This is a genomic window from bacterium (assembly GCA_035691305.1).
Classification (GTDB): Bacteria; Sysuimicrobiota; Sysuimicrobiia; order Sysuimicrobiales; family Segetimicrobiaceae; genus DASSJF01.
The window spans coordinates 1-25,363 of record DASSJF010000008.1 but is presented as its reverse complement, the minus strand read 5'-3'; the positions used below and the strand labels follow the sequence as shown (position 1 = coordinate 25,363).

Sequence of the window (25,363 nt, the reverse complement as noted above, 5' to 3'; positions counted from 1 at the left end):
CTGCGGTGCCTGACCATGGCGGAGAGGCCTGGCAGCGCACCATGAGGCTCCCGCCCCAAAAGTCTCTTCGGTGCTCCCGGCGTCTGCTCCCTCAAACAACTTGACCAGGTGCGCCGGAAATGGAGACGGTCCGGCGGGGGCGAATCTAGGGGCCACCGTGACGGGTTCATTCCCTCGCACGCCCGTGGAGGGCGGTGCTCTCCGCGCGCCGGCCGCCCGCGTATGAGCGAGCGGGGCCCGGCATCGCGTTCCCCTGAGCCGCTGGAACGCCTCGTGCGCCGCGTGCCGTTCTTTCAGGATCTTGACCGCATAGACGTCGCCCGGCTGGTTGGGGCGCTCGAAAAGGTTCACTTCGTAGCCGGATCTTCGATTTTCATCGAGGGGGCGGAGGCGGACTCGCTGTATCTGCTCGAGACCGGCAAGGTTGAGGTCAGCGTGAAGGCGGAAAGCGGCGAGCGGCCGGTGGCCGTGGTCGCGGCGCCCGGGTACTTCGGCGAACTCGGCCTGCTGCTCGCACGCCGCAGCGCCTCCGTGCGGGCGATCTCAGACGTCGAGGCTTGGACACTGCCGCGCCACCGATTCAATCGAGTGGTCCGGGAGCGGGGGGCGGTAGGCGTGGCCGTGGCGGCGTCGCTCGCCCGACTTGTCGAAGACCGCACCCGGGAGCATGCGGGAGTCGCGGCAGCGCCGCGCCAATCGCAAGGGGCCGCGCCGGTGACAACCGCGGCGGCGCCGTCCCGTGTGTCGCAAATCACCGCGGTTGCCGTTCCAATCATCCTTCCCTTCATCTTGTGGTGGGCCCCGCCTCCGGCCGGTCTGAGCCCGCAAGGTTGGCATGTTATGGTCATTGTCGTCGGCGCGGCGGCAGGATGGCTGCTCCAACCCGTGCCCGACTTCGCGATCGCGCTTGCGATGATGGCGGCGTGGGGGTTGATTGGGCTCGTCCCGATTCCCGTCGCCTTCGGGGGGTTTGCGAGTCCGACATGGGTGCTCGCCTTTGGGGCGGTCGGGCTCGCCGCCGCGATGGCGCGTTCAGGTCTGTTCTTCAGACTCGCCCTGCTGCTCCTGAGAATCTTGCCGGCGACGTACACCGGCCAGCTCCTAGCGCTGCTGATTGGAGGCGTGCTGACCACTCCGCTCGTGCCGAGTGCAGGGGCGAGGATCGCGTCTGCCGCCGGGCTTGCGCACGAACTGGCGCAGGCTCTCGGCTATGCGGGGCGAAGCCGCGCGAGCGCGGGACTGGCGTTCGCGGGCGTCATCGGTTACACCACGTTCAGCAGCACCTTCCTGACCGGGCTGGCCACGAATTTTTTCGTGCTCGGTCTGCTGCCGCGGGCCGAACGCGCCCGCGTCGATTGGTTCACCTGGTTGCGCGGCGCCGCGCCGGTCGGGGCTCTCGTGCTTCTCGGCGCGCTCGCGGCTCTCTGGCTGCTGTTTCGTCCTGAACGCCCGCCCACGATTTCTCACGAGGCCCTGCAGCGCCAGTACCGCGTGTTGGGCGCGCCCTCGAAACACGAGATCGTGACGGCCGCGGCCGTCGCCGTCTTCTTGGCCGGCATGGTGCTTGAACCGGTGCTCCACGCCGACCCGGCCTGGTTCGCGACGACGGCCCTCGTCGTCAGCCTGGCCGGAGGCGTCCTCGATCGCGCGACGTTCCGCAGCGGAATCGCGTGGGGGTTTCTCGTGCTCTTCGGACTCCTCGTCAATTCGGGGGCCGTGTTTCACAGCGTCGGGATCGACCGCTGGATCGCCGGCTGGCTGGTTCCGGTTGCTCGCCTCGCCGGCCCGTCGGCCATGGTGGTCCTGCTCGGCGCGGTCGTCGCGGCGTGCCGCCTCGCGCTTCCCCGCGTCCCGGCAAACTTCTTGCTCACCCTTGGCCTGATTCCGATCGCGCCGCAGCTCGGACTGTCACCGTGGCTTGTCGGGTTTATCGTGCTGACCGTCGGAAACACGTGGCTGCTGCCGAGCCTCAGCGATTTCTACATCCTCATGCGGGACGGCACAAAGGGCGAGATGTTTACCGACCGCGACGGGCTCCGAATGGGCGTTGTGCTGACCTTGTTGGTCCTCGCCGCTATCGCGGCGAGCGTGCCCTACTGGCGTGCGATCGGATTGATCTCCGGCTAGCGGCCGCCCTCAGGCCGGGGGCGCGGTCGATCGTCCAACGGCCTCGTCACAATGCGAAGCGCATGCCTTCCCGGCCGCTCACGCACGGCAGCGGCGCCGCCCGGCGCTCCGCGTCCTCGAGCAGCGCGTCGAGCGCGGCATCATCGCGGTCGGGATCGTGGTGGAACAGCACCAGCAGCGCCGCCCGCGCAACCCGCGCCAGCGCAACGGCGTCCGGTGCCGTGCTGTGCCCCCAGCCCCGGCGCACGGCGTACTCTTCCGGGGTGTACTGCGCGTCGTGGATGAGCAGCGCCGCGCCCTTCGCCAGATCGTATCCGGACGTCCACTGCGGCGCGTCGAACCGGCCGCCGGTCGCCAATGCGGGCTCGTGGTCCGGCAGGTAACACACGGCGGCGTCTCCGTCTGAAACGCGGTACCCGACGGTAGGGGCGGGATGACAGACATAGTCCGCGATGATCTGAAACCCCGGCACATCCAGCGGCCCGCCGGGCACATGGTGGAGGGTCAGGCGGCACGGGAGATCCCGCAGCGGAAGCGCGGAGACGGGCGGCGACAGATAGCGTGCCAGCCCGGCCCGGAGTGCGTCGGGCGCCGCGGCCGGCGCCCAGATGTGCAGATTCAAGCCGGAGGCGAACAGCGGCTCGAAAAACGGCAGTCCCTGAACGTGATCCGCGTGGAGGTGCGTGAGCAGCAGATCGAGCCGCCCTTCGTTTGGCCGAATCACCTCGCCCAAGCGCCTGATCCCGGTGCCGGCGTCGAGAATCACGGTTCGTCCGCCGGAACCTTGTACCCCGACACAGGAGGTGTTGCCCCCGTAGCGGACGGTGCTCGGGCCGGGGCTTGGAATCGAGCCGCGCACGCCCCACAGGGTGACTTCCATCAGGCGTCCCAGAAGATGGCGACGGCGCCGAGAAGGCGATCTCCCTGCCGTATGATCGGGAACGCCGTCATGACGATACGCCGCGCGAGGCCGGCCCGGTCGATGAGCCCGAGAGTCTGATGTGCAGGTTGTTTTCGGCGCATCACGGCGCGGATGGAGAGTGCCGCCGGATCGAGCAGCGTTCCCGTGGCGTCCGTCGCGGAAAGAAGCGCCAGGCGCTGCGGCAGGAGCACCTCGCCGACCTCGTCTCCGCGGAGGTCAAGTAGCCGTTCGGCGGCCTGGTTGCAGTAGAGTAACACTTCCTGCTCGTCGACCACGCACATCGGCTGGGCCAGGGTCGCCGCGACTTGTCTGAGCAGGATCAGCTCGATCGGGCGCTGAGCCATCCCGGGATAGCGCCGGATTCTCGGCGTTCGGTTAGGCGGTCTTCTGCGCGGGTGGGCGCGCAAAGCGCGCGCCGAACATCTTCTGCCAGGGTACCCAGAACGGCTCCTTCGGTTGCGGGGGCGGCGCGGGGGAGAAGACATCCCGCCCGGCCAGGAGCGTCATCACCGCGTCGGCGATCACGTCCTCGAGGAGCGGCATGCGTGCTTCCAGGAACTCCTCGTCGGTCGCGAAGGTGGCGCGGCGCACGCCGGTGCGCAGGTATGCCGCGACGTCCCAGCCCTCATCCGTCAGCTTCGCCACCAGCGAGTAGACCGATCCGGCGCGGATGCGGAATCTGGCGGGTCCGATCTTCACGTGAAACTGAAGGAGGATGGGCTGATTGGTCGACGCGACCAGCGTTTGCGCCGTCTCGAGGCACACGCCGCCGACGCGGTGCGCGCGTTGTTCCAGCTCTCGGAGCTTCGCTTCCCGCGCGGCTAGGAAGCGAGCGCGCTCCTGAAGCTCGCTCTCCAATTGCTCCACTCGCTTGCGGAGCTGCTCGCCCGTCACCCGCGCCAAGCCCCCCGAGCCGGCTGTTGCGTGAGAAACCAGGAACGCAACGCGCTTGAGCGCATTCTACTGTAAGACGCTTTTCGGAGCAAGGATTTTCGATACCTTCCAAGAACACACCACGGCCGAGCCGGGCTCGGGGGCGCGGCGGGGGGAGGGACGGGGGCGGAGCCCCCTGCGCGGGTATGAGTTTGCAGCTCAAGCTCGTGCTCCTTTTCCTACTCCTCGAGGACTTCATTTTCGGCAGTTTTCTGTTCCTTGTCGGGCGCGGCACGCTGGTGCAGCAGAGCACGGTGCTGACCGGGCTGTTGCTGTCCGCGGTGGGCGTGGGGCTTGCGGCGTGGCTCGCCCGCGGCTTTGTCCGGCCCCTCCGCGGCCTGGCCGCCGCCGCCCAGAAGATCGCACAGGGAGACCTCGACGTCCGCCTGGACGTCACGACGAAGGACGAGTTGGGGCTGCTCGCCGACGCGTTCAACCGCATGGCCGCCGGCCTCGGGACCACCGTCGAAGCCCTGAACCGCAAGATCCGGGAATCGCAGACCCTGTACGAAATCAGCCGGGAAGTCAACGCGCAGGTGGCCTACGAGCCCACCCTCGACCTCATCGCGGAGCAGGCACAGCATCTGCTCCACGCGGAGACCGGGCTCGTGGCTCTTCGCGAGGGCGAGACCGACGTCTTCGCAACGCAGGCCGTGAGCGGACAGGGCGCCGATGACTTCGCCGCGATGCGCTTCGTTCTTAACGGCGGCATCGACGAGCGCGTGCTGGACTTCGGCGCGCCGGCGGCCGCGAACGGCGACTCGGCGGGTCCCCCCGAGCCCGGCGTCCACGCGGAGCTGCAATCGGTGCTCGGCGTGCCGCTCAAGGTGCACGACCGCGTGATCGGCGTCCTGTACGCGGCCGGTCGAGACCCCCGCCGGTTCGACGCCGACGCCGAGCACCTCTTGGCCGCGCTCGCCGATCAGGCCGCCATGGCCATCGAGACGGCCCGGCTGCACGAGGACGTGAAAGCGTACGCGAGGGAGCTCGAGGCCATGGTGGCCTTGCGGACCCGCGAGCTCAAGGACCTCAACGACCAACTCACCGTCGCCTCCCAGCACAAGTCTCAGTTCCTCGCGAACATGAGCCACGAGCTGCGTACGCCGTTGAACGCCATCCTCGGCTACGCCGAGCTGATCCTGGACGACATCTACGGCGCGGTCCCGGACAAGATTCGGGACGTCCTGCTGCGGATGCAGCTGAGCGGCCGGCACCTTCTCCGGTTGATCAACGACGTGCTGGACCTCTCCAAGATCGAAGCGGGACGGGCGGCCCTGTCGCTGAGCGATTACTCGATGCAGGCCGTCGCCCAATCGGTCTTCACCTCCGTGGAATCCCTCGCCAAGGCGAAGAAGATCGCCCTGACCGTGGCGGTGCCGCCCGATCTTCCGGTGGGGTGCGGAGACGAACGGCGGATCACGCAGGTCCTCTTGAACCTGGTCGGCAACGCGATCAAGTTCACCGACACGGGTGAGGTGCGGATCGAGGTGGCCGCGGACGGCGGGGAGTTCCTCGTGACGGTTGCGGACACGGGCCCCGGGATTCCGGAAGCCGATCGGCAGCGGGTCTTCGAGGAATTCCAACAACTCGACAACACGAGCACGCGCAACAAAGGCGGCGCGGGCCTCGGGCTCGCCATCGCGAAGCGGATCGTCGAGTGGCACGGCGGGCGGATCTGGGTCACCTCGCAGCTCGGCGTGGGGTCGACGTTCGGGTTCACGCTGCCGGTTCGCGCGGCAGCGGCGGGGGTGGCGTGATGACGAAACGTATTCTGGTGACGGAAGACAACGAGGACAACCGGCGCATCATGCACGACCTCCTCGTCAGCGCGGGCTACGAGGTGTTCGAGGCGCAGACCGGCGCGGAGGGCGTCGCCGCGGCCGGGACGCAGCGCCCAGATCTGATTCTCATGGACATCCAGCTGCCGGTGTTCGACGGGTACGAGGCGACGCGGCGGATCAAAGCCGATCCCTCCCTCAGCGCCATCCCCATCATCGCGGTCACCTCGTATGCGCTCAGCGGCGACGAGGTGAAGGCGCGGGAGGCGGGGTGCGACGGCTATATGTCGAAGCCCTTCAGCCCCCGCGAGCTGCTGGCCAAGGTCCGCGAATTCCTCTCCTGACCGTCGAGGAAACTCCGTGCGGACGCCCCCGCTCATCCTCATCGCCGACGACAACCCGATGAACGTCGACGTTCTGCGGGCCCGCCTCGCGGCCCACAACTATGACTTGATTACGGCCGCGGACGGCGAACAGGCGCTCGCGGCGGCGCGAGAACACCGCCCCGATCTCATCCTGCTGGACGTCGACATGCCCAAGATGGACGGCCTCGAGGTCTGCCGGCGGCTGCGCGGCGACGACGGCGTCCCGTTCATTCCCATCATCATGGTCACCGCGAAGGCCGACTCGGCCGACGTCGTCGCGGGGCTCGAGGCCGGCAGCGACGAGTATCTCACCAAGCCGTTTGATGGGGCCGCGCTCGTCGCCCGCGTCAAGTCGATGCTGCGGATCAAAGCGCTGCACGACACCGTGCAGGCGCAGACGGCGGAGCTGACGGAGTGGAATCGGACCCTGGAGCAGCGCGTCGCCGCGCAGGTGAGCGAGATCGAGCGGGTCAACGGACTGAGGCGCTTTCTGTCCCCCCAGGTCGCGGAGGCGATTCTTTCCGCCGGCACCGACAAGGTGCTCGAGAGTCACCGGCGGGAGATCACCGTGGCCTTCTGCGATCTCCGCGGGTTTACGGCTTTTTCGGAGACCGCGGAGCCGGAGGAGTTGATGGGCGTGCTTCGCGAGTATCACGCCGCGCTGGGCGAAGTGATCTTTCGCTTCGAGGGGACGCTGGAGCGTTTCGCCGGGGACGGGTTGATGATCTTCTTCAATGATCCGGTGCCGTGTCCGGACCCCGCGCTGCGCGCCGTTCGCATGGCGGTCGAGATGCGAACGCGCGTGACCACCCTCGCCGACGCGTGGAGAAAACGGGGCCACCAACTGGGGTTTGGGATGGGGATCGCCCTCGGATTCGCGACCCTGGGGCGGATCGGGTTCGAGGGCCGCTCCGATTACGGCGCGATCGGCGCGGTCACGAATCTTGCCGCCCGGCTGTGCGGCGAGGCCCTCGCCGGCCAGATCCTGATCAGCCAGCGTGTCTTTGCGACGATCGAGGACGCGGTGGATGTCGAGCCTTTGGGCGAGATGGCGCTCAGAGGACTGTCGCGGCCGGTCTCCGCCTACAACGTCCTGCGGCTCAAGGAGTCCACCGCCTGAGGGCAGCGGGCGCCATGCGGCGGCGGGTGACGCGCGGGATCCGGTCGGCTTCGCTCATCGCGGTGGCGTTGAGCGCCGGTTTGATGTGCCCGCCGCTCGTGTCGCGCGCGCAGGAGATCGCGGGTTCGAGCAGCGTGGTGGCGTTGCTCGACATTACGGTCCCGCCTGCCGGGAAAGACGTTTTCGGCTCGGGCTTCTTCGTCGGCCCCGAGGGCACCGTGTTGACGAACGCGCACGTCGTGATCGGAACGCTCCGCGATCCGGACCACTACCGCCTCGTCGCGCTGTGGCGCGCCGAGTGGTTCTCGGCATCGGTCGCGTGCGCGTCCTTTTCCGCGTCCGACCCGGGACCTCTTGATTTATCGCAGACCGTCCGTCCCCATAAGGACGCGGCCGAAGTCCAGCTCAGTCCGGCGTTCGGCAGCCAAGCCCTCGAGATCCACGGACGGCAGTGGCGCGCGCACACGGGGCCGCTGCCGGTGTTCCCCGCCCTCGCGTTTGCCGGGCGGGACCCGTCCGCCGGACAGCAGGTCGGGAGCCCGGGGTACGGATTTAGCGGCGCCCCGCCGACCCTTGCGACGTATCGGGGCCGCGTCCTCGGTCTCTACGCGGCGCCCGACGGCACTCCCGTGGTCGTAGTGCGCTACGCGGGGGTGGTGGAACACGGGCAGTCCGGAGCGCCCGTGCTCGACGCGTCGGGTGACGTCGTGGCGATGCAAACGTGGGGGTCGGTCTCCCGCCCCGCCGACGGCGCGGCCATCGCCCAAAGCGCCCTGCGAAATCCGTGCCGATGAGGACTATGCCGGATCACGGGGCACCGGTCACCGCCAGCGCCTGAATAACCATCGGCGGCCAGCCTTCGGGCGCGACGGCCGACCCATAGAATACGCCCGTTACGCGCACGGACAGACCCTCCCGCAGATCGGCGTGCCCGCCCACAAGCACCGACACCGACCGTAGGTCGCCCTGCAGACGAAGGAACATGTACGGCTGACCGCGGCCGTCCATGAAGGGCTCGACGTGCGAGACTCGTCCGTCCACCGCCACGACGTGATGGTCGAAAAGTTCCGGCGCCCGCACGATACCATCGACCGTCGAGGTCGCAGGCGGCGTCGTCAGTCCCGGGTCGAAGGTAGGTTCAATCGGCGGCGCGATCATTGGCACCAGCGGAAGAATCGACAGTGACGTGGGGACGGCGGGCGACAGCACCACAACACGGGTCGGAGCAACGAACACTCGGGGGCGCACGACGATCACGGGCTGGATGATCACCTGCGAGAACGGAGATAATCCCAGCCCGCCGATGGGCAGGCCGGTGAACCCTGAAGTCACAAAGAAAATCACGGCGTTGGAAAAGACGGGGAACTGAACCACCGCAACGCCCGCCCATCCCGGCGTCGTCCCGGCAAGCACCAAGACCAGGCCTGCCGCCGAAAGCAACAGCCGACCGCTCCCGCGCCTCATCGCCGCACCCCACGACCAGCCTTGTACCTCTAGTGTACCGTCAAGGACGCACGATTTGGGTCAAAACGAGGTAACGGGTGGACTACGCGCAGTCCGAAGGGATGTCGGAGACTAACGGAAGTCCAAACGCACGGGCGGTGCTCCGGCGCCGGGGCTCGTCAAGCGCCGCCGCCGGGCAGGAAATCCAAGCGCACCGGATACGCCGAGGACCCTTCGGGCGACGTCCAGATATCGAACAGCCAGGTCCCCGCGGGGATCCAGTACCTTCCCACTTCCCGGCGGGCGCCGAGCGGGAGCGGAGGTATCTCGACGAGCCTGCCGTTGACGACGAGCGTCCCCGCGGCGGGTCCGTGACGAGGCGTAAAGACGAGGCTCAACAGGACCGGCCGGCCGGACGCATTGACGCAGTTTACGCGCAGATGATAGACGACGCCGTAATTCCCCTTTAGGATCTCGCTTGGCTGGCGCCCCGCGAGAAATCTGCCGCTGGCGAGCTGCAGGCCCCGCGGTTGGTCCAATTTCGCCTGGACATGTTCCTCGATGAAAGGCGCGCTGAAGACGCCGAATGGATGCGTACCCACTCGGGCGAGAAAACTCGCCGGGGCGATATCGCCCTCCGACGCTCCGGGCAGGTACGCCAGCACAACGAGCGTGAGGCGACCCCCGGTAATCTCCATCTGTGCAAGCCCGCTGATGACGTCGTGGGGCTGAAGCACGGTCTCGAGGAGCGGCTTCCACTGGTGCGGGGCGATGTCCATCTGCACGGCGGCGTTCGCCAGAACCGCCTGCCAAAACTTGACGGCCGCGGAGTGGCCCGCCGCCATGACGTCCTGGGTTGGTCCTCCGGCGCCCAGCGTGACCCGAAGGTGGACGGCGCTGTCGTCAGGGTCCAGCGCCCAGACCTGAATCGCCATCCGAGACGTGGGGTTCGCGTTTTCATGATGGTACAAGAGGCGCACGCACCCGCCGCCGCCGGTTTCGGCGCGGAAGAGGCCGCGCGTGCCGCGCACCGCCTCGGGGTTATCGCTCACGAACAGCGTGTCCGCACGGCATAGGCCGGCGATTTCCTCGCCGGCGGTTGCCGTCGGCGGAAAACCCCAGGCCAGCGCCGCCACGCACAACGCCAACGACAGAGATGGGAACCTGCGGAATGGCACGCGTTTCCTCCGCGGCATCGACGCGGCACGTAGGGCCCGCGCGGTCTCGACAGCCCACACACCCTGCGCTGGGCATCATGCCCTCTCGCGATCGAATGCAGACGCACCGGCGCGGGCACACATTTAGCCGGGGCCGCGCCCATCCACGCGAGCCCCGGTTTGTTTGAGTTGTTTCGACGAACCGGATTACAGGCCCGTCCTGACGACCGTCCCTGCGGACGCCGTGTTGACGGCGATGTTTAAGTCGCTCGCCGTCGTGGTTGCGTAGTCGATCCGCATTTCATCGCCGACGCGGAGTGTGGTCACCGGAACCTGCCGATTACCGTATGCGACGAGCATGCCCGCCGGGACATAGATGCGCGTTACCGGCCCGTATCCCGCAGTTATCAAACGCTCTCCACCATGATCACCGTTCACGACAGCAGGGAACGCCCCAATAACGATATCCGCGGTCGCGGCACAAGTGTCGGGCACCGTGCCGGAGCAGGAAAGCGAGATCGCCTGGATCTCCCCGTCGATCGTATTCGTCGGGTTCACGGATCCTGCCGGCGTGGATTCAGGTGCCGCGGGCGCAGGCGTCGGTGTTGCGGGCGCCGGGGCGGGTGCGGCGGGGGCCGGCGCCGGTGCCGCGGGCTGGGGTTGATACATGGGCTGCGACGGCTGCGTATTGTACTGTGCGGTGGCTACCGACGCCGTCAGCACAAGGGTTGCCACCATCAGGATCTGCGCGTGACGCAATTTCATCGAACACCCCCTGGGGGTTTCTGGCGGTAGTCGGATGGAACTGCCGCTAAGCGGATTTTTCCCACACACATCTCGTCCGGTTCAATGAAACGAAACTTGTATCGGAAAATAATGATCCCGGCCTGGGTCCGGGATCAATCGTGCCCGAAGCCCGATTTGGCGCGGCGCCTAGGATTCTGCCACGACGCGATTCCTACCGCGCGCCTTGGCGAGGTAGAGCGCCGTGTCGGCGCGAGCGACTGGCTCCGCGATCGGTTCGCCGCCGCGAAACGTCGCGACGCCGAAACTTGCCGTAACGGCAGGCTCCGGATTCACGCTCGGTGGCGACGCCAGCGCGCTGCGGAGACGCTCGGCGAGTCCAAGCGCTTCGCGACGTGAGGTGTCAGGGAGGATCGCGAGGAATTCGTCCCCTCCCCAGCGGCCCAGGAGGTCGGCGGCCCGCAGAACCTGACGAGCGCGTTGACCAACGACCGCCAGCATTCGGTCTCCTGCGCGGTGCCCTTCTCGGTCATTGATTTCCTTGAAACCGTCCAGATCGAACAAGAGGAGCGACAGCGGGGTCCCTGTCCGGACGCTGCGGGCTTTCCCGCGTTCCAGTGCATCCTCAAGGGCCCGGCGATTCGGCAGGTCGGTCACGAGGTCCACCCACGCCATCTCTTGTAGCATCGCGCTGCGAGCCACGGCCGTCGCATGGCGCGTTTCAAGGTCCATCAAGAGCGCGACCATTACCGTGACCACGCCGCTGGCGAGGAGGATCGAACCTCCTATTGCCAACGCGGACCCCCACGCCGGCCCGTACACGGCGAACCGCCACGCGCCGGGAACCAGGAGGGCGGCGTAATAGGCGCCGATCGTAGCGTAGAGCCGCGAACTCTTCCCGAAGACCACCCATCCCATCGTCACGATGACCGGCCCCCACGGAGCAAAGACGGCCGCTTCCACCGCAAACTGCTCAGGAGCGAGCGGCGCAAACAGCAAGTGCACAACCTTCGCCGCGACATAGGAGACCACGAGGAAGGCCGTTCCTTCCGCGATGCGGTCCGCCACGCTGGGCAACACCCACAGGCCCGCCAGGGCGGTGAGGAGGCACGCGGCGGCGGTCAAAGACGCGACATTGTCAAAGGGATCGTTCGCCGCCAGAACCCAGGTGATCAATAACGATCCAACGGCCGTGGCAAGGCCGACGCCGAAGATGCGAAGATGGCCCTCGTCCAGCCGACGATCGCGAGGGGGCGCGGGCTTCACATCGGCCGGATGCCCAGACGCGGCTGGACGGTCCGGCCTGGTCTCCGTGTCGCGCCACCCCCCCAGAGTCCAATCAGACATTGTCGAGTGCCAGAAATGCGGCGACGACGCGCGGGTCGAATTTCACCCCCGCCTGTTCGCGCAGGTACGCTCGCGCCCGTTCGTCGCTCCAGGCCCGCCGGTATGGCCGGTCTGAACGCAGCGCGTCCCAAACGTCCACGACCGTAAAGATCCGCGCGGCCAGCGGAATGTCTTCGGCCTTCAGCCCTCGCGGATATCCCGACCCATCCCAGAGTTCGTGGTGGCAGTATGGAATGTCGAGGCTGAGCCGGAGGTAGGTGACCGGTGCCAGCATCTCGTACGCGTAGGCCGGGTGTTGCCGCATCACCGCCCGTTCCTCGTGCGTCAAAGGGCCCGGCTTGCGCAGGATCCCATCGGGAACGGCGATCTTGCCGATGTCGTGCAGCAGCGCGCCGCGACGGATGTGCACGAGGTCCTCATCGGAGACGCCAAGGGTCTGTGCCAGCCGAACAGTCAGCGCCGCGACCCGCTGCGTGTGGCCTTCGGTTTCTTCGTCCCGCATCCCGAGCGCCCGGGACCAGCCCTGGAGCGTCGTCTCGTAGGCCGTTCGTCGTGTGAATTCCGCGAGCTGCGCGGACTGAACGAAGAACTGGCGGACGAGTTCGGCCACGCGCCCGAATTCCGCCCGATCTTCCCCCAGGCGGTCGAGTCGCCCGGGGTCGCCGGTTCGCAGCGTCTCGGAGATCACGCCCAACGGGACATTGACCCATCGGTACAGGGCGAGAGTCACCATCCCGATCGTTCCGAGACCGAAAAAGGCGAGCAGCAGAGACCGCTGGCGTCCCTGCTGGTGGACCTGAATGAACCGGTTCGGGACCTGTTCCGATTCGGCGACCGCGAGTGGCGCGCCGTTCCATGTCCGCAGCGTCTCCCGGACTCTAATGACCGTCCAGGGTGTTGCCGGACGTGGGCGCCCGGCCTTGTCCGGCGCGGGAAACAGCCGCACCGTCCCGTTCATCATTGTGGAGAGATCGCGCAGGTATTGCCGGTCCCACACCCGCCCCGCCAGCAAGTATCCTCGGGCGGGTGTTCTTCGTTCAGGGTCGTTGGTGGGCTGAATTGTCGCCCCCCGGACTTCAACCAGGCCGTACCGGCTGGCCATGAAAAAGTGGGAGAAGGGGCCGTGCGCGGTGAGGAACCGCGGGATCGCCGCCGGCGGCGCCGCGGCCGACAGTGCCGGGTACTGGCGGTTGGCGACGGTGTACGTCAGCGAGTAATCCGGGCGGTACACCCACAGCGCATCGACGTCGAAGGTCGAGAGGGCCGTGTCGAGATTTTCGTGCGCCCATTCGCGGTTCCCGGTCTGAACGAACGCTACCATCTCGTCCCAGAACGTGTAATCGACGGAGAGCGCCTGCAACGAGGCGCCCTTGAGCGTCAATAGATGTCCGAAGAACTGCGCCTGCGTCCCCTGGAAGATTTCCGCGTAGGATCGGTTCCTCTGGGTCTCGCCAACGCTGATGGCTCCCGCGCCCAACAAGAAGAGTGCCGTGAACACGGCGATCAGCACGTTGATCTTCGTACGGACGCTTATCGATCGCAGCCGTGCGGGAAGCGGAGGGGCTGTCGCCGTCCCCTCTCGAAGCGCGCGCGTCGCGGTCGCGAGACTCATACGAAGTCCCTCCCTGTAGCTAGCCACGAGAGGGACTTCGGTCCGACCGTCTCCTCGGCAACCCGGCTAACATCCCCGGCGACATCCCGGAATGCCCCGTGGCTTTGCGTCCCCAGGTTGCCCTGGGTTTGCCTTGAGCGAGGTGCCGTTGCGTAGTCGCTCAAGCAGTATGGTAATCGGCAAGAGGCATGGTAGTCGTTAAGTGAAGTTTCTGGTATCGGACATCGGTCTGATTTGACATCCGGCCTACAGATGTGCAGAAAACTTCCAGCAATCCTTCAGCAGGGGCTGACCAGATACGGGGGAAACACGAGTCGACGCGGTGGTGGAAGGCCACTTTGGCAGTCGCGTCTTGTGGGGTAGGAGACCATCAACAGGAGATTGGGGGGAACACGTGAAGAGGCTCATCGTCGCTTGCGCGTTGTCGTTTCTCGCGGGATGTGTCGTTGCCGCCGTGGCATCGCCGGGGGCATACTTTGAAGGCGTGTCCGACATTCAAAATAAGCCCGACTCGTTTAAGGACGGTTATGCGGCGGGCGTGTACGATACTGTGTCCATCTTCGCAAAGGCTGCCGCCAGTGGAAACGGGATCAGCACTCAAAAGACTCTCAGCCTATTCCAGTGTCTAGACTCGCGGGGGGACAAACTGGGACTATTCCGATCCTGGGCCGATGGCGTCTGGGGTGGAGGAGGAAGCGGGTCGGCGGTACAGATGCTCGTTAACCGCTGTTTGTAGAAATCGACACTGCCCCCACCGTGGATGCCGCGAGGCCGGTGCCCAGCGCGTTGAGGCGCCGCCGGCCTTCGCCCGTCATGAGGTGCCGGCGCGTGCGCTAGCGCCGGACGGGCGCGCCGCCGGGGCGGTGAGCCATTGGAATCCGAAGGAGCACACGGCGACGCCGCCGATCCAGGCGAGGAGGGGGCCGGAGAAAAGCAGCAGGACAGTGCATGCGAGCAGAGTGATCGCAGCCGCGTAGCGGAGGGGCGGCCGCAGCAGACGCGTCGCCGCGGCCATCGACAGGATGTAGGTCGCAATAAAGGACGACGTCGACAACGGCAGCAGGTCGGCGAGCGTCCAGGCCCGCGCGTAGGCGACGGCGGCCGCAGCGGCGCAGACCGCGCCGAGGGCGGCGAGCGCGCGACGCGGAGTGCCGGTCGGCCCGGTGACGCCCAGCCAGGCGGGCAACTGCCCGCGCTGAGCGAGGGCGCCGATGAGCCGCCCGATGCCGGCGGTGTAGGCGTTGAGGGGCGCGAACGACAGTACAAAGCCGGCCGCGCCGACGAGGACGGCGGCCACCGGCCCAAAGGCGGCGCCCGCCATGACGCCAAGCGGCGCCCCCGATCCCAGCGCGCGTCCGTACGCGCGGGTGCCGATCGTCGCCACCGCCAGCGCGACGTACAACAGGCCAACGAGCACGACCGCGATCACGCTGGCCCGCGCGATGTCGCGGGCACTTTCGAAATCCGCGGCAAGCGGAGTGATGGCCTCCCATCCGACGAACGCCCAGAACAGCTGCAGCGCCGCCAGGCCGACGGCGCCGGCGCCGTGGGGCGCGAACGGCACGAAGGCCCCCGGGTCGACACGGCCCAAGGTCCGGGCCACGACCAGCACGAGCGCCGCCGCGATCGCTCCGACCGCAAACAACTGCGCCCGAACGCTGACGCGCAGGCCCGCCGCGTTCAGCACAAAGGCGAGCGCAACGAGCCCCGTGCCGAGGGCGAACGCAGCCTCCCGGGAGCCGCCCGCGAGGCTCGCGCCGTACTGCCCGGCGATGAGGGCCGCGACGACGGTTCCGGTCGGTACCTGAGCGAGGAAGATCCATCCGGCCGCGCCACCCCACTGCGCGCCGAACGCGCGCTCGACCGCGCCCGAGAATCCTGCCGCGTCCGGGCGCTGCTGCGACAACGCGGCGTACGTGAGGGCCATCGGGAGCGAGAGCGCAACGAGTCCAAGCCACGCGAGCACCGACGCCGGACCGGCGGTCTCCGCCGCGATCGCCGGGAGGACGAGGACGCCGGTCCCCAGCACCGCCCCGACGTAGAGCGCTACGGCCTGCCACAAGCCGAGTTTGTACGTCATCATCGGCGATTATCGCTCGGAGTTGTGGAGACGGTGAAGGCCCAATTGCAGCCAAAGTGATAAGACCACTTCGATCACCCCGCACACCGCTATGATAGTCTTGTCTGTACCAGCCGATTCGGGTACCACCACAACGCGTGACTCAAGACAGACTACGGGGATGCGGCCGTTCTCGACTATCCGATTCTTGCGGCACATTCGTCGCGAGCGGTGCGATCGTTCATGACTGACTGGCGCGTGGCCAATCTGTTGATCCGCATCGACGGCCATTTGGCCGGGACGCTGCAGCAGCAGCTCTACCGCGAGATCCGGCGGGCGATTCTGGCAGGCGTACTCACGCCCGGTACTCGGCTGCCGTCGTCGCGCGCCCTCGCCGACGATGCGGGCGTGTCCCGCACCACCGTGGTACTGGCGATGGAGCAGTTGACGGCCGAAGGGTATCTCGCGGCGCGCCGGGGTGCGGGCACGTTCGTCGCCGACGATCTGCCGGACGATCTACCGTCCGTGCCTCGCCGCGGACGAGGGAAGCGGGTCGCCGGGCGGCGACCACCCGCCTCCGTCCCGGCGCTCTCCCCCCGGGGCGCGGCGCTCGCGGCGACGCCGCAGGGGGCGCAACGGCTTGGGGGCGCACCGCGGGCGTTCCGGATCGGTACACCCGGCCTCGACCTCTTTCCGGCTCGGCTCTGGCAGCGCCTCGTCAACCGTCGGTGCCGAGCCACGGCCATCGCGGATCTCGACTACGGCGATCCGGCCGGATTCGGGCCGCTTCGCGAGGCCATCGCGGCTCACGTGCAGGCCGCACGCGGCACGACGTGCGGCGCCGATCAGGTGGTGATCGTCGCGGGCGCGCAGTTGGGGCTCGATCTCGTATGCCGCGCCCTATTGGATCCCGGCGAGCAGGCTTGGCTGGAAGAGCCCGGGTATCCAGGCGCGCGGAGTGCGCTCGTCGGAGCCGGTGCGCGGATCGTCCCGGTGCAGGTCGACGGCGAGGGGCTCGACGTCGAGGCCGGCGTGCGCCGCGCAGGCCGGGCGCGTCTGGCGTACATAACGCCCTCGCATCAGTACCCGCTCGGCGTGCCGATGAGCCTGCGCCGGCGGTTAGCGCTGCTCCGCTGGGCCGAGGCCGCGAACGCGTGGGTGGTCGAGGACGATTACGATAGCGAGTTTCGCTACGGCACGCGGGCCGTGCCATGCCTGCATGGGCTGGACAACCGCGGGCGTGTGATTTACATCGGGAGCTTCAGCAAGACGCTCTTTCCGGCGCTGCGGCTCGGGTTTCTCATTGTCCCGCCCCGGATTCACGGAGCCCTGGTCGACGCCCGCCGCGCCGCGGATCAGCACCCGCCCGTACTGGATCAGGGTGTGCTCGCGGACTTCATTTTCGAGGGACACTTCACTCGGCACTTGCGGCGCATGCGCACCGCGTACCGGGAGCGGCTTGGCGCAATGGCTGCGGCACTCGAGCGCTACTGCGGCGGGGCGCTGCGGCTCCGGTCGGTGCATACCGGGTTGCACGCGATCGCCGATCTCGACGGCGCGAGCGCCAGCCGGGTGGCGCGCGAAGCGGCCGCGCGCGGCGTTGAGGTGACGCCGGTGGCCGCGTATTGCGCGAATCCGGCGCGGGCCGCGAACAGCCTCGTCGTCGGCTTCGCAGCGGTTCCTCCCGATGCGCTGCGGGAGGGGGCCCGGCGGCTGGCCGCCGCGATCGAGGCGACGCGCCGTTTGCCACCACGCCGGGCGTGAGGCCCGAGGCGGAGACGCTGTCCGGTCAGACCATCCGTGGCGGGAGCCGGCAGGGCGGGGCATCCGTGCGCCGTGACTTCTGTAGGAGTCCGTTAGCACGGTGATACAAACTTGCCGCCTAAGTCACCTCGCCGTTTGAGACGCAGGGGCCCCCTCCCGTGGACACGAAGGGGTCGTGGAATCGGAGGATTACCATGGGATATGAACTTACGATCGCAGTTGTCGTCGTCGCCTTGCTCCTAGCGTATAACGGGGTCAAGATTGTCCGCGACTACCAACGCCTAGTGGTCTTCCGCCTGGGCCGCACTCTCGGCCCGAAGGGTCCGGGGTTAGTCTACCTAATCCCGATCGTCGACAAGGCGGTCTGGGTGGACCTCCGGGAGGCGTTCCTCGAGATCCCCGCACAGACGTGCATCACCAAGGACAACGCCCCGATCTCCATTGATTTCCTGATCTACTGGAAGGTGTTCGATCCGCAGCGTACCGTCATCCAGGTGGGCAATTTCGCCGGCGCCGCCCAGGGGATCGCCACGACCGGGCTGCGCGCCGTGATCGGCGACCTCAGCCTCGATGACGCCCTGACGAAGCGGGAGCAGATCAACCAGGTCATGCGCGCCAAGCTCGACGAGGTCACGGAGCGGTGGGGGGTCAAGGTGACCACCGTGGAGATCCGCGAGATCACCCCTCCCAAGGATGTCCAGGACGCGATGACGCGGCAGATGTCCGCCGAACGGAGCCGGCGCGCGCTCGTGACCGAGGCCGACGGGAAGAAACAGGCCGCCATCACCATTGCCGAAGGAGAAAAGCAGTCGGCAATTCTAAAGGCCGAGGGCGACCGCCAGGCCGCGATCCTTCGGGCGGAAGGCTTCTCGCTCGCCCTTGGCACGATCTTCAATGTCGCCAAGACCGTGGACATGAATACGATGAGCCTCCAGTACCTGGAGGCCCTGAAAGCCCTCGGAGCGGGCCCCGCCACGAAGTTGGTGTTCCCGATGGAGTTCACTCGGCTGCTCCAACCATTCGTGGATGGGGGGCGTGGGATTCCGCCGCAGCGGACGCCGTAACTGCCCCGAGATCGCCAGCATCAGCGAGACCGTGATCGCTGGGAGTATGTGCCAAGGCCATTGACTGTTCGTGTCGCCAGCAGTATGATGATTGTGCTGATGCGCACCGTTTGCGGCCCGGCTTGTCACCGGGCCGTGTTCTTTTCACGCGTGAGGGTCACCTGTGCTGGACGACGTCGCTGCGGGGCACCACAGTCAACGGCCCCTCCAGGTGGCGGATCTCGAACCGGTGCACCTTCCCTTCCCGCCAGCAGCGAAATGAGATCCGGGCCTGTCCTACCTCAAGGTGTTCGACTTCAATCGAGGTCAGCCAAGGCGGCAGATCGGGCGCAAGGTAGAGACACTCTTGGGCGGCGTCGCCGCGAAGGCCGAGGATGGCCTGTAACAGGAGGAACGCGCTTCCGGACGCCCACGCCTGGGGAATGTTGACGCCTAGGTACTGGACGGGGAACCCAAGCGCTTTTCGCTGGTGCCCCGACATGAGCTCCGGCAGCCGGTAGCCTTGGAACAGACCGGCGGCGTCGAAAATGCCGCGTGCAATCTGGCTCACCGCGGCGCCGTACCCGTAGCGTTTGCAGCCGGCGGCGATGAGGGCATTGTCGTGCGGCCACACGGCGCCTCGCTGATAAGCGAACGGGTTGAACGCCGGATGGGAGGCACTGAGCGTTCGGATGCCCCAGCCGCTCCACATGTCGTCAGACAGCAGCCGGCTCACCACGCGGCCCGCTCGGGCCGGGGGGACGATTCCCGACCAGAGGCAGTGGCCGGCATTGCTGACGACACTCGCGATGCGCCGCTTGTCGGCGTCGAGGCCAAACGCGTACGTTCCTTCGTCCTCCATCCAAAAGGCCTCGTTGAACCGTTCGAAAAGGACATCGGATTCGGCGCGCAGACGCGCGGCGCGCGACTCCTGCCCCACGGACGCAAATAGGGCCGCCATCCGCTGCTTCGCGTCGTAGACATAGCCTTGAAGTTCGCAGAGCGCGATGGGCGGTTCCACAGGGCGCCCGTCGTCGTAGACGATCCCATCGCCAGAATCCTTCCATCCTTGGTGCTTGATGCCACGGGGGGAGCGTGTCCGGTATTCTTGAAAGCCGTCGCCGTCTCGGTCCCCGTAGCGGTCCATCCAGTCTAGACAGCGCTCTGCCGCGGGCAAGTACGCGTCCAGCAGCGCGCGGTCGCCGGTCCACGCGTAGGTTTCGTGGAGCAGAATGGGGTAGAGCAGCGTGGCGTCCGCGCTCCCGTAATAGGGTGTGTGCGGGATCTGCCGGAACCGGGCCAGTTCGCCGACCCTCAACTCGTGCAGAATCTTGCCGGGGTCGGCGTCACGAAAGTCATCGACCTGCGTCGCCTGGTACGCCGCCAGCTTCTCCAGGGCCCCGAGGCTGAACGATCGGTCCATGCTGAGCGTCTGCAGCCCGGCGATGATGCTGTCTCGGCCAAACAGCGCCACGAAGTACGGCGCGCCGGCCGCGATGACGCTGGGCGTTCCCGGGCCGTCGCTTTCCATCAATAGGGAGACGAGGTCCTCAGCCGCCTGGCGCACCGTGCGTGTCATCGTATCGTCACTGGAGCGTACATGTGTGACGGCTGCGCGCCAGCGTGTCTCAAACTCTGTGCCGTTTTCTCCCGCCTCATAACACCGGTCCGGCGGGGCGAAGGCGATTCCATCGACTTCGGGTATCAGGTGGGCGCAGAGGTGCCAAATTTCCTCGGGCTGGAGGATAAAGTCGAATTGCAGTCTGGATCCCTGCCACCGGCCCGGGGTGGACTGTCGTTCGAGCTGATAGGTAAATCCGGCCCGGTAGCCGTCCCGCACGTATACCGCGTGCAGGCGCTGATGCTCGGCGTCCCACTCCGTCGAAATCGTACGCCGAATTCTGGGATGATGCCCCCGCACCTCAAACAGATCGGCAAAGTCGGTCCCGAGCTCGATCTCCAGCGTGAGCTCTACCGGGACGCGCTGGTAATTGACTAGGTCCAGGTCTTCATGGACCCCGCCGGAGACGGCCCGCTCGACAGAAAGCCCCACCACGTGTTTCGGGATCGGCCCGGACGCGCTCAGCAGCGCGGGATTGGCGAATTCGAACCGCGCAGCAGAGTGCGATAAAGGAGACGAGGTCACTAGGGACCATTTCCGCCCGTTGATCTTGTAGCGGTAGTGCGAAAGAAACCGGACATCGTGGGTGAACAACCCCTGTTCCGCGGTCCCTTTGACGACCCCGTCCAGCGCGCTGACCATGAAGGTCTGTCCCCGGTTGATGGTGATGACATCCGGACCGACCTTGATCCCGGTGAGCACCGTTCACACCTGCACTCGTCACGACGTGGGACCGTTGCCCCAAGATCTTGTTGAGGGACGTACCGGGTCTCCTCCAGGGAGTGACTCTACCAAGATTCTCTTGTGTATCCGCCTGCGAAGGAGTACGGTGAGTATGCCTCCTGTTTCTCGTGTCCTCGAACCTTTCCCCGGACATTGGTCGGCTCTTCGGAGGAGAAAGCACGGTGCACACATGTCCACATCATCTCCGGACCTGCATGTCGGCGGCCTCGAGTGGGTGAGCGAACGGACCAACGAAGCCATGGTGGTTCGTCCCGTCGGAGAGGTCAACGCGGCCGCCATTCCCGTCCTGTGGTCCAATCTGAGGGCACTGCGTGAGGACCACCTCAACGTCATCGTCGACCTGAAGGCGATCCCGCGCGTCGATCCTGATGGGATGCGTGCGTTGCTGGATATGCATCAGCTGTTCATTCAGTGCGGACAGCGGCTCGTGTTCGCGGCGCCGAGTCCCGTCGTGCGCGCGCTTCTCGAAGCCGAGGGGCACGAGCAGGCGATGCCCATCTTCGTCTCCGTTGCCGCGGCGCTCGCGACGTTTCGCTCGCCCGCTCGCGCCGTCTCCTGATTCGGGAGCTACCGCGCCGCGGCGGCGAACGGCCCGTCAATCACCGTGGCACAAGGGGATGGTCGTCGTGTTCGACCAAGGCTGCAATACTTCGAAGGAAAAGAGGAGTACCAATGAAGATTGCTCAGGTTGCCCCACTTGCTGAAAGTGTGCCGCCGCGGTTCTATGGCGGCACTGAGCGTGTCGTCTCCGGCCTAACGGAGGAGCTCGTACGGCGAGGCCATGACGTCGTGCTCTTTGCGAGCGGGGATTCAGAGACATCTGCGGAGCTGGTGGCATGCTGTCCGGAGGGCCTGCGGCTGAACCCCCACATGCGGAATCACGTCGCATATACGATGATCGAGTTGGGAAAGGTCAGCGCGCGGGCACGGGACTTTGACATCATTCACAATCATCTTGATTACCTCGCCATGCCGACGGCCCGCCAGATCCGGACGCCGATGGTCACAACGCTCCACGGGCGCCTCGATCTCGCGGAGCTCCAGGACGTGTACGCGGAGTTTTCCGACCAGTACCTCGTGTCGATCAGTAACGCTCAGCGACGCCCCATTCGCCATGCTCGGTGGGCGGCGACCGTCTATAACGGGATCGACCTGAGACACTTCACGTTACGGCAGGGCTCAGGCGGCTACCTTGCTTTCTTAGGACGGATTTCGCCGGAGAAGGGTGTCGACCGGGCGATCAAAATTGCCCAGGCCGTGGATATGCCGCTTCGGATCGCCGCAAAAGTCGACCCGGTCGACGACGAGTACTTCAAGGCGAAGATCAAACCGATGCTATGCGATCCCCGGGTGGAATATATCGGCGAAATCGACGAAATGCAAAAGGACGAGTTTCTGGGCAACGCGTTTGCCTATCTCTTCCCGATCGACTGGCCGGAGCCGTTTGGGATGACGATGATCGAAGCGATGGCCTGCGGCACGCCGGTGATCGCCATGAACCTTGGGTCCGTGCCGGAGGTCGTGGTCCACGGTCAAACAGGATTTGTCTGTCGCTCGCAGGCAGAAATGATCGACGCGGTCCAGAGAATAGACAACCTCTCCCGGGCCGCCTGCCGGACCCATGTGGAGAACCACTTTTCTGCGCGCCGTATGGCCGAAATGTACGAAACCGCATACCGCACCGTCGTCGCAGATAAGCTAGGCCACGCGGGACGCGGCGCACGGAGGAGCAGCCACGCCGCTGTCGGCGACGTGGCTCGGGGCCTGGCCGGAATCCGGCACGGCGCCCCACTGGCGCGGCGTACGGATACCGTCACAGACTTAGTTTAGTCTAGGACTCTATGGCTGATAGACCCAGTCTGCGCTGCCGCCCTGTCCGACGATATACACGCCATCCGAGGTAACTCCGGACGCCCATGTCTCGCCGCCCTTCGACGCGCCCGGAACGGGGATTTGGTTGCAGACCGGGTGGTTGACTGAACCTTTAGTCCAGGGGCCGCCATCCACCCAATAAGCGTACCCTGACACAGTGCCCGTGAAGGCTACCCCGACGATCCGACCACCGTCGCTGATGCCATGAATACGGCCGCCAATCGCGCCGGAACAGGTCAGGGTAGCCACAGAACTGAGCGGTATGACCGTCACCTGCGGCGCAGCCTGTCTCGCCGCCTTCAGGTCAGCGAGGTTGAGCACAAACCCTTGATCTTTTCCACTCGCATCCGGATAAGAACCCACGATTACACTAGCGGGGTCGGCGCCATCCACGCCTCTGGCAGTGCCGCTCCCGGCCACTGAAATGTCGAACGAAATCCAACTCCCGCTGACGATCGTCGGACTAGCGCTGGTATTGACTTGGACGGCGAAGGAGTGCGATGTCTTTCCTTTGTTGGTGAGGTAGGATCCCACCACCCACGCGATGCCGCCAGTTGAGACGGTAATTCCGTTTGGATGCTGGCCATAGGCGTTGGCGTCGCCGGAAAGGTTAGCCGCCTTGAAGGAAAGGACATTCCCTTGCGGGTCCATCACAAAAGCAGGCCGCGTTGTATCTGAGGCCTCATAAATGCCGGTCATAAAACCGTCCGGGCTAATGGCCTGCGGAAACACTGAGGTGGCGCCTGGTATGCTGACATTATTTCCACAGGAACTCGTAATGAAGGCGACGTTCGCCTTGAATCCGAGGTAGGTCCTGCTTACATCTTGAAACCCCACAATAGAATACGTCGGGGAGGTTCCATTGACGCCGAAGACCTGGCCGCAACTAAAAGATGTAATGGTTCCCAACGCGGCAGACGGAACGATAAGAGCAAAAGCGATACCTAGTGAAGCGAGCAACAGAGCACCGGTCTTGAGCCACCGCGCCATACCAATATGCTCGCGGCATCGACTAGGTTTTGCGGAAACAAGGGCAGAGACGTGCTGAACCAAACCACGTATCAAGCCCATAGACTCCCCCCTCGATTCTATTCGGACCAGTCGTGTTCAGGAGCGGCTGCGGACGACAACAAGTGTGGGACAACGCTACGAACAAGAAACGATTGAAATAGGCAATTCTGGAAAACCCAGCGGCACATCGTTCCTCATTGGTGTCTAGAGTTCCTACCGAAGTCCCCTTTGCTCTTATGGGTGCTGGCAAGGATAGATAGAGGGCCGGAAAACCCCCGGCCCCCGCAACCCGTTCAGATTCCTTATCAGCGGCCCGCTCTCAGGTTGTCGAGCGGACTGGCCCTCCTGAATTTCCGACTCACGTCCGGCTTCGCTAGATGAGCATAACGAAGGGCCATCGCGAGGCTTTCGTGGCGCAAGACTTGCCTGACCAGTTCCAAGTCCCCCGTCTGTTTCAGTATCGACGTAGCGGCGTAATGTCTGAGTGCGTGGGGACCAACCTTCCGGCTCAGGCTAGCACGAACGGAAAGACGGTGGAGGATGTGGGGCCCGTGGGAACGGCTGAGTGCCCGCCCCTGCTAGTCGCAGAACAGGAAGTCCTCAAGCATCGCATCCGTACGGCTTCCAAGCCACGAGCGCACAACCTGGGCCGTCTCTGCACCGAAGAAACCAACACCATCCGTCTGACCCTTGCCACCGCGCACCGACAGGGTTCGGGCGTTGAAGTTTACGTCTTCGATCCTCAGTCTCAATGTCTCACTGATTCGTAGACCGGAGTCGGCGAGAAGAGAGACTAAGGCGCGGTTCCTACGGCCTTCGAAGGTCTCGTCACAGGCCGCGAGGAGCCGTCCGATTGTGTCGTCTTCGGGGACCCTCGGGAGAGTCTTGGGGCACCGCATTTTGATGCCCCTGGTCGGTGCCTCAGTGAGCAGTCCGGTTTCGACGCACCAGCCGAAGAAGGCGCGATGGCAGCGATAGTGCTGGTGGACGGAGACAGCCTTCATCCGAGTTTGCAGAGCAGTTAGGTACTTCTGAACGACAAGAGGCGTAACGTCAGCCAGCACGGTTACGCCAGTTTCCCGTTGGAGCCGGCTGAGGTTAGCCTTGTAGATTGCGACTGTTTGACGGGAGCAGTTTGCGACCTGCCTAGTCAGTAAGAAAGATTGCTGAACATCTGACCACGCCTGAGCGTCTGCTTTTTCTGGCTGTTCTGGCGACGCAGAATCGCTAGAACCCTTGATTTTATTGGGCTGGAGCGGGAAATGGGATTCGAACCCACGACCCTCTGCTTGGGAAGCAGATGCTCTACCACTGAGCTATTCCCGCTCGCCTATAGAGCCGGTCTACGACACTTCCTATTATAGCCCCTTCCGTTCTCGCGCGCGGGTATTGACATGCCCACGTGTGGTCTGGGATGTAGGCCGGCTACGTAGGGTTACCGATCCGGTATTCAGAAAACGGCTCGCCGCGCCGCATGCAGCGAACGCGCGTGAGGCGCCCCCCGATCAGCGACTCGAGCCACCGGTGCACCATGTCGCACACTTCGGCGTGCTTGACCGCGAGGCGCATCACCGGACAGTTGTGCTCGCGCAGCAGCTGCTCGCCGGCTTCCGAGGTTAGCACCGGCATGAAGCCGCGCTCGGCGAGAATTTTTCTCACCTCTTCGAGCCGCTCGCGGCCGCTCAGCCGGACTACCCGCGG

The 25,363-nt window shown here is 65.8% G+C and carries 21 protein-coding genes, 1 tRNA gene, 1 pseudogene and 1 riboswitch; of the genes and pseudogenes, 9 read left to right on the top strand and 14 right to left on the bottom strand.

The window, feature by feature from the left end; translation table 11 throughout:
- Positions 1–222 precede the first annotated feature (222 nt).
- A complete protein-coding gene (locus tag VFL28_01480; protein ID HET7263309.1) occupies positions 223–2,127 on the top strand; it encodes an SLC13 family permease in 1,905 nt (634 codons plus the stop codon).
- Positions 2,128–2,173: 46 nt separating this feature from the next.
- On the opposite strand, the gene VFL28_01475 is transcribed toward VFL28_01480, so the two are convergent.
- The 3 genes from VFL28_01475 to VFL28_01465 are packed head-to-tail and all read right to left on the bottom strand — an operon-like array spanning position 2,174 to position 3,943.
- The gene (locus tag VFL28_01475; GenBank protein ID HET7263308.1) at positions 2,174–3,007 is read right to left on the bottom strand and encodes an MBL fold metallo-hydrolase; all 834 of its coding nucleotides are present in this window, start codon (positions 3,005–3,007) and stop codon (positions 2,174–2,176) included.
- Positions 3,007–3,393, bottom strand: a complete 387-nt coding sequence (locus VFL28_01470) for a PAS domain-containing protein (protein ID HET7263307.1) — start codon at positions 3,391–3,393, stop codon at positions 3,007–3,009. The genes VFL28_01475 and VFL28_01470 overlap by 1 nt, the downstream gene beginning before the upstream one ends.
- Positions 3,394–3,424: 31 nt before the next feature.
- Positions 3,425–3,943: a hypothetical protein gene (locus VFL28_01465; protein ID HET7263306.1), complete on the bottom strand. Its 519-nt coding sequence runs from the start codon at positions 3,941–3,943 to the stop codon at positions 3,425–3,427.
- A 185-nt stretch (positions 3,944–4,128) separates the two neighbouring features.
- Between VFL28_01465 and VFL28_01460 the strand changes: the two genes are divergently transcribed.
- The 4 genes from VFL28_01460 to VFL28_01445 are packed head-to-tail and all read left to right on the top strand — an operon-like array spanning position 4,129 to position 8,039.
- On the top strand, positions 4,129–5,739 hold the full coding sequence (locus tag VFL28_01460; protein HET7263305.1) for an ATP-binding protein: 1,611 nt from the start codon (positions 4,129–4,131) through the stop codon (positions 5,737–5,739).
- On the top strand, positions 5,739–6,104 hold the full coding sequence (locus VFL28_01455; protein HET7263304.1) for a response regulator: 366 nt from the start codon (positions 5,739–5,741) through the stop codon (positions 6,102–6,104). Before VFL28_01460 ends, VFL28_01455 begins: the two co-directional genes overlap by 1 nt.
- Before the next feature lie 16 nt (positions 6,105–6,120).
- Positions 6,121–7,245, top strand: coding sequence for a response regulator (locus VFL28_01450; protein ID HET7263303.1), 1,125 nt, complete (start codon positions 6,121–6,123; stop codon positions 7,243–7,245).
- Between the two features lie 14 nt (positions 7,246–7,259).
- Positions 7,260–8,039, top strand: coding sequence for a serine protease (locus VFL28_01445; protein HET7263302.1), 780 nt, complete (start codon positions 7,260–7,262; stop codon positions 8,037–8,039).
- Positions 8,040–8,052: 13 nt separating this feature from the next.
- On the opposite strand, the gene VFL28_01440 is transcribed toward VFL28_01445, so the two are convergent.
- From VFL28_01440 to VFL28_01415, 6 genes are all read right to left on the bottom strand, one after another.
- The gene (locus VFL28_01440) at positions 8,053–8,685 is read right to left on the bottom strand and encodes a hypothetical protein (GenBank protein HET7263301.1); all 633 of its coding nucleotides are present in this window, start codon (positions 8,683–8,685) and stop codon (positions 8,053–8,055) included.
- A gap of 182 nt (positions 8,686–8,867) precedes the next feature.
- Positions 8,868–9,866 (bottom strand): hypothetical protein, encoded by a 999-nt coding sequence (locus VFL28_01435; protein ID HET7263300.1) that lies wholly within the window; start codon positions 9,864–9,866, stop codon positions 8,868–8,870.
- Positions 9,867–10,052: 186 nt separating this feature from the next.
- Positions 10,053–10,610 carry a hypothetical protein gene (locus tag VFL28_01430; protein HET7263299.1) on the bottom strand — a complete coding sequence of 186 codons (558 nt, stop codon included), beginning with the start codon at positions 10,608–10,610 and terminating at the stop codon, positions 10,053–10,055.
- Between the two features lie 168 nt (positions 10,611–10,778).
- Positions 10,779–11,855: a GGDEF domain-containing protein gene (locus VFL28_01425; GenBank protein ID HET7263298.1), complete on the bottom strand. Its 1,077-nt coding sequence runs from the start codon at positions 11,853–11,855 to the stop codon at positions 10,779–10,781.
- A 73-nt stretch (positions 11,856–11,928) separates the two neighbouring features.
- Positions 11,929–13,548 (bottom strand): HD domain-containing phosphohydrolase, encoded by a 1,620-nt coding sequence (locus tag VFL28_01420; GenBank protein HET7263297.1) that lies wholly within the window; start codon positions 13,546–13,548, stop codon positions 11,929–11,931.
- A 53-nt stretch (positions 13,549–13,601) separates the two neighbouring features.
- Positions 13,602–13,691, bottom strand: a riboswitch (cyclic di-GMP riboswitch).
- A 668-nt stretch (positions 13,692–14,359) separates the two neighbouring features.
- The gene (locus VFL28_01415; protein HET7263296.1) at positions 14,360–15,631 is read right to left on the bottom strand and encodes an amino acid permease; all 1,272 of its coding nucleotides are present in this window, start codon (positions 15,629–15,631) and stop codon (positions 14,360–14,362) included.
- Positions 15,632–15,850: 219 nt separating this feature from the next.
- On the opposite strand from VFL28_01415, the gene VFL28_01410 reads away from it, so the two are divergent.
- Positions 15,851–17,371, top strand: coding sequence for a PLP-dependent aminotransferase family protein (locus VFL28_01410; GenBank protein HET7263295.1), 1,521 nt, complete (start codon positions 15,851–15,853; stop codon positions 17,369–17,371).
- Between the two features lie 194 nt (positions 17,372–17,565).
- Entirely contained in the window at positions 17,566–18,435 is an 870-nt protein-coding gene (locus tag VFL28_01405) for an SPFH domain-containing protein (protein ID HET7263294.1), read from the top strand.
- 157 nt (positions 18,436–18,592) lie between these two features.
- Here VFL28_01405 and VFL28_01400 read toward each other — a convergent pair whose 3' ends face one another.
- Positions 18,593–20,737, bottom strand: a complete 2,145-nt coding sequence (locus VFL28_01400; GenBank protein ID HET7263293.1) for a glycogen debranching N-terminal domain-containing protein — start codon at positions 20,735–20,737, stop codon at positions 18,593–18,595.
- A gap of 211 nt (positions 20,738–20,948) precedes the next feature.
- On the opposite strand from VFL28_01400, the gene VFL28_01395 reads away from it, so the two are divergent.
- Positions 20,949–21,338: an STAS domain-containing protein gene (locus VFL28_01395; protein ID HET7263292.1), complete on the top strand. Its 390-nt coding sequence runs from the start codon at positions 20,949–20,951 to the stop codon at positions 21,336–21,338.
- 113 nt (positions 21,339–21,451) lie between these two features.
- Complete coding sequence (locus tag VFL28_01390) at positions 21,452–22,609, top strand: glycosyltransferase family 4 protein (GenBank protein HET7263291.1); 1,158 nt, start codon at positions 21,452–21,454, stop codon at positions 22,607–22,609.
- 9 nt (positions 22,610–22,618) lie between these two features.
- Here the strand turns inward: VFL28_01390 and VFL28_01385 are convergent, their stop codons facing one another.
- The 4 genes and pseudogenes from VFL28_01385 to VFL28_01370 all read right to left on the bottom strand — a co-directional run.
- Positions 22,619–23,722 carry a hypothetical protein gene (locus tag VFL28_01385; GenBank protein ID HET7263290.1) on the bottom strand — a complete coding sequence of 368 codons (1,104 nt, stop codon included), beginning with the start codon at positions 23,720–23,722 and terminating at the stop codon, positions 22,619–22,621.
- 245 nt (positions 23,723–23,967) lie between these two features.
- Positions 23,968–24,561 (bottom strand): annotated as a pseudogene (locus VFL28_01380) (tyrosine-type recombinase/integrase).
- A gap of 352 nt (positions 24,562–24,913) precedes the next feature.
- Positions 24,914–24,988 (bottom strand) — tRNA-Gly (locus VFL28_01375).
- 99 nt (positions 24,989–25,087) lie between these two features.
- On the bottom strand, positions 25,088–25,363 hold a 276-nt coding region (locus VFL28_01370), incomplete at its 5' end, for a hypothetical protein (protein HET7263289.1).

Bases quoted from the DNA above. Each gene is read 5' to 3' on its own strand.
- VFL28_01460 (HET7263305.1), top strand. From the start codon at position 4,129: ATGAGTTTGCAGCTCAAGCTCGTGCTCCTTTTCCTACTCCTCGAGGAC.
- VFL28_01430 (HET7263299.1), bottom strand. From the start codon at position 10,610: ATGAAATTGCGTCACGCGCAGATCCTGATGGTGGCAACCCTTGTGCTG.
- VFL28_01475 (HET7263308.1), bottom strand. From the start codon at position 3,007: ATGGAAGTCACCCTGTGGGGCGTGCGCGGCTCGATTCCAAGCCCCGGC.
- VFL28_01395 (HET7263292.1), top strand. From the start codon at position 20,949: ATGTCCACATCATCTCCGGACCTGCATGTCGGCGGCCTCGAGTGGGTG.
- VFL28_01480 (HET7263309.1), top strand. From the start codon at position 223: ATGAGCGAGCGGGGCCCGGCATCGCGTTCCCCTGAGCCGCTGGAACGC.
- VFL28_01390 (HET7263291.1), top strand. From the start codon at position 21,452: ATGAAGATTGCTCAGGTTGCCCCACTTGCTGAAAGTGTGCCGCCGCGG.
- VFL28_01445 (HET7263302.1), top strand. From the start codon at position 7,260: ATGCGGCGGCGGGTGACGCGCGGGATCCGGTCGGCTTCGCTCATCGCG.
- VFL28_01410 (HET7263295.1), top strand. From the start codon at position 15,851: ATGACTGACTGGCGCGTGGCCAATCTGTTGATCCGCATCGACGGCCAT.
- VFL28_01405 (HET7263294.1), top strand. From the start codon at position 17,566: ATGGGATATGAACTTACGATCGCAGTTGTCGTCGTCGCCTTGCTCCTA.
- VFL28_01385 (HET7263290.1), bottom strand. From the start codon at position 23,722: ATGGGCTTGATACGTGGTTTGGTTCAGCACGTCTCTGCCCTTGTTTCC.
- VFL28_01455 (HET7263304.1), top strand. From the start codon at position 5,739: ATGACGAAACGTATTCTGGTGACGGAAGACAACGAGGACAACCGGCGC.
- VFL28_01470 (HET7263307.1), bottom strand. From the start codon at position 3,393: ATGGCTCAGCGCCCGATCGAGCTGATCCTGCTCAGACAAGTCGCGGCG.
- VFL28_01415 (HET7263296.1), bottom strand. From the start codon at position 15,631: ATGATGACGTACAAACTCGGCTTGTGGCAGGCCGTAGCGCTCTACGTC.
- VFL28_01420 (HET7263297.1), bottom strand. From the start codon at position 13,548: ATGAGTCTCGCGACCGCGACGCGCGCGCTTCGAGAGGGGACGGCGACA.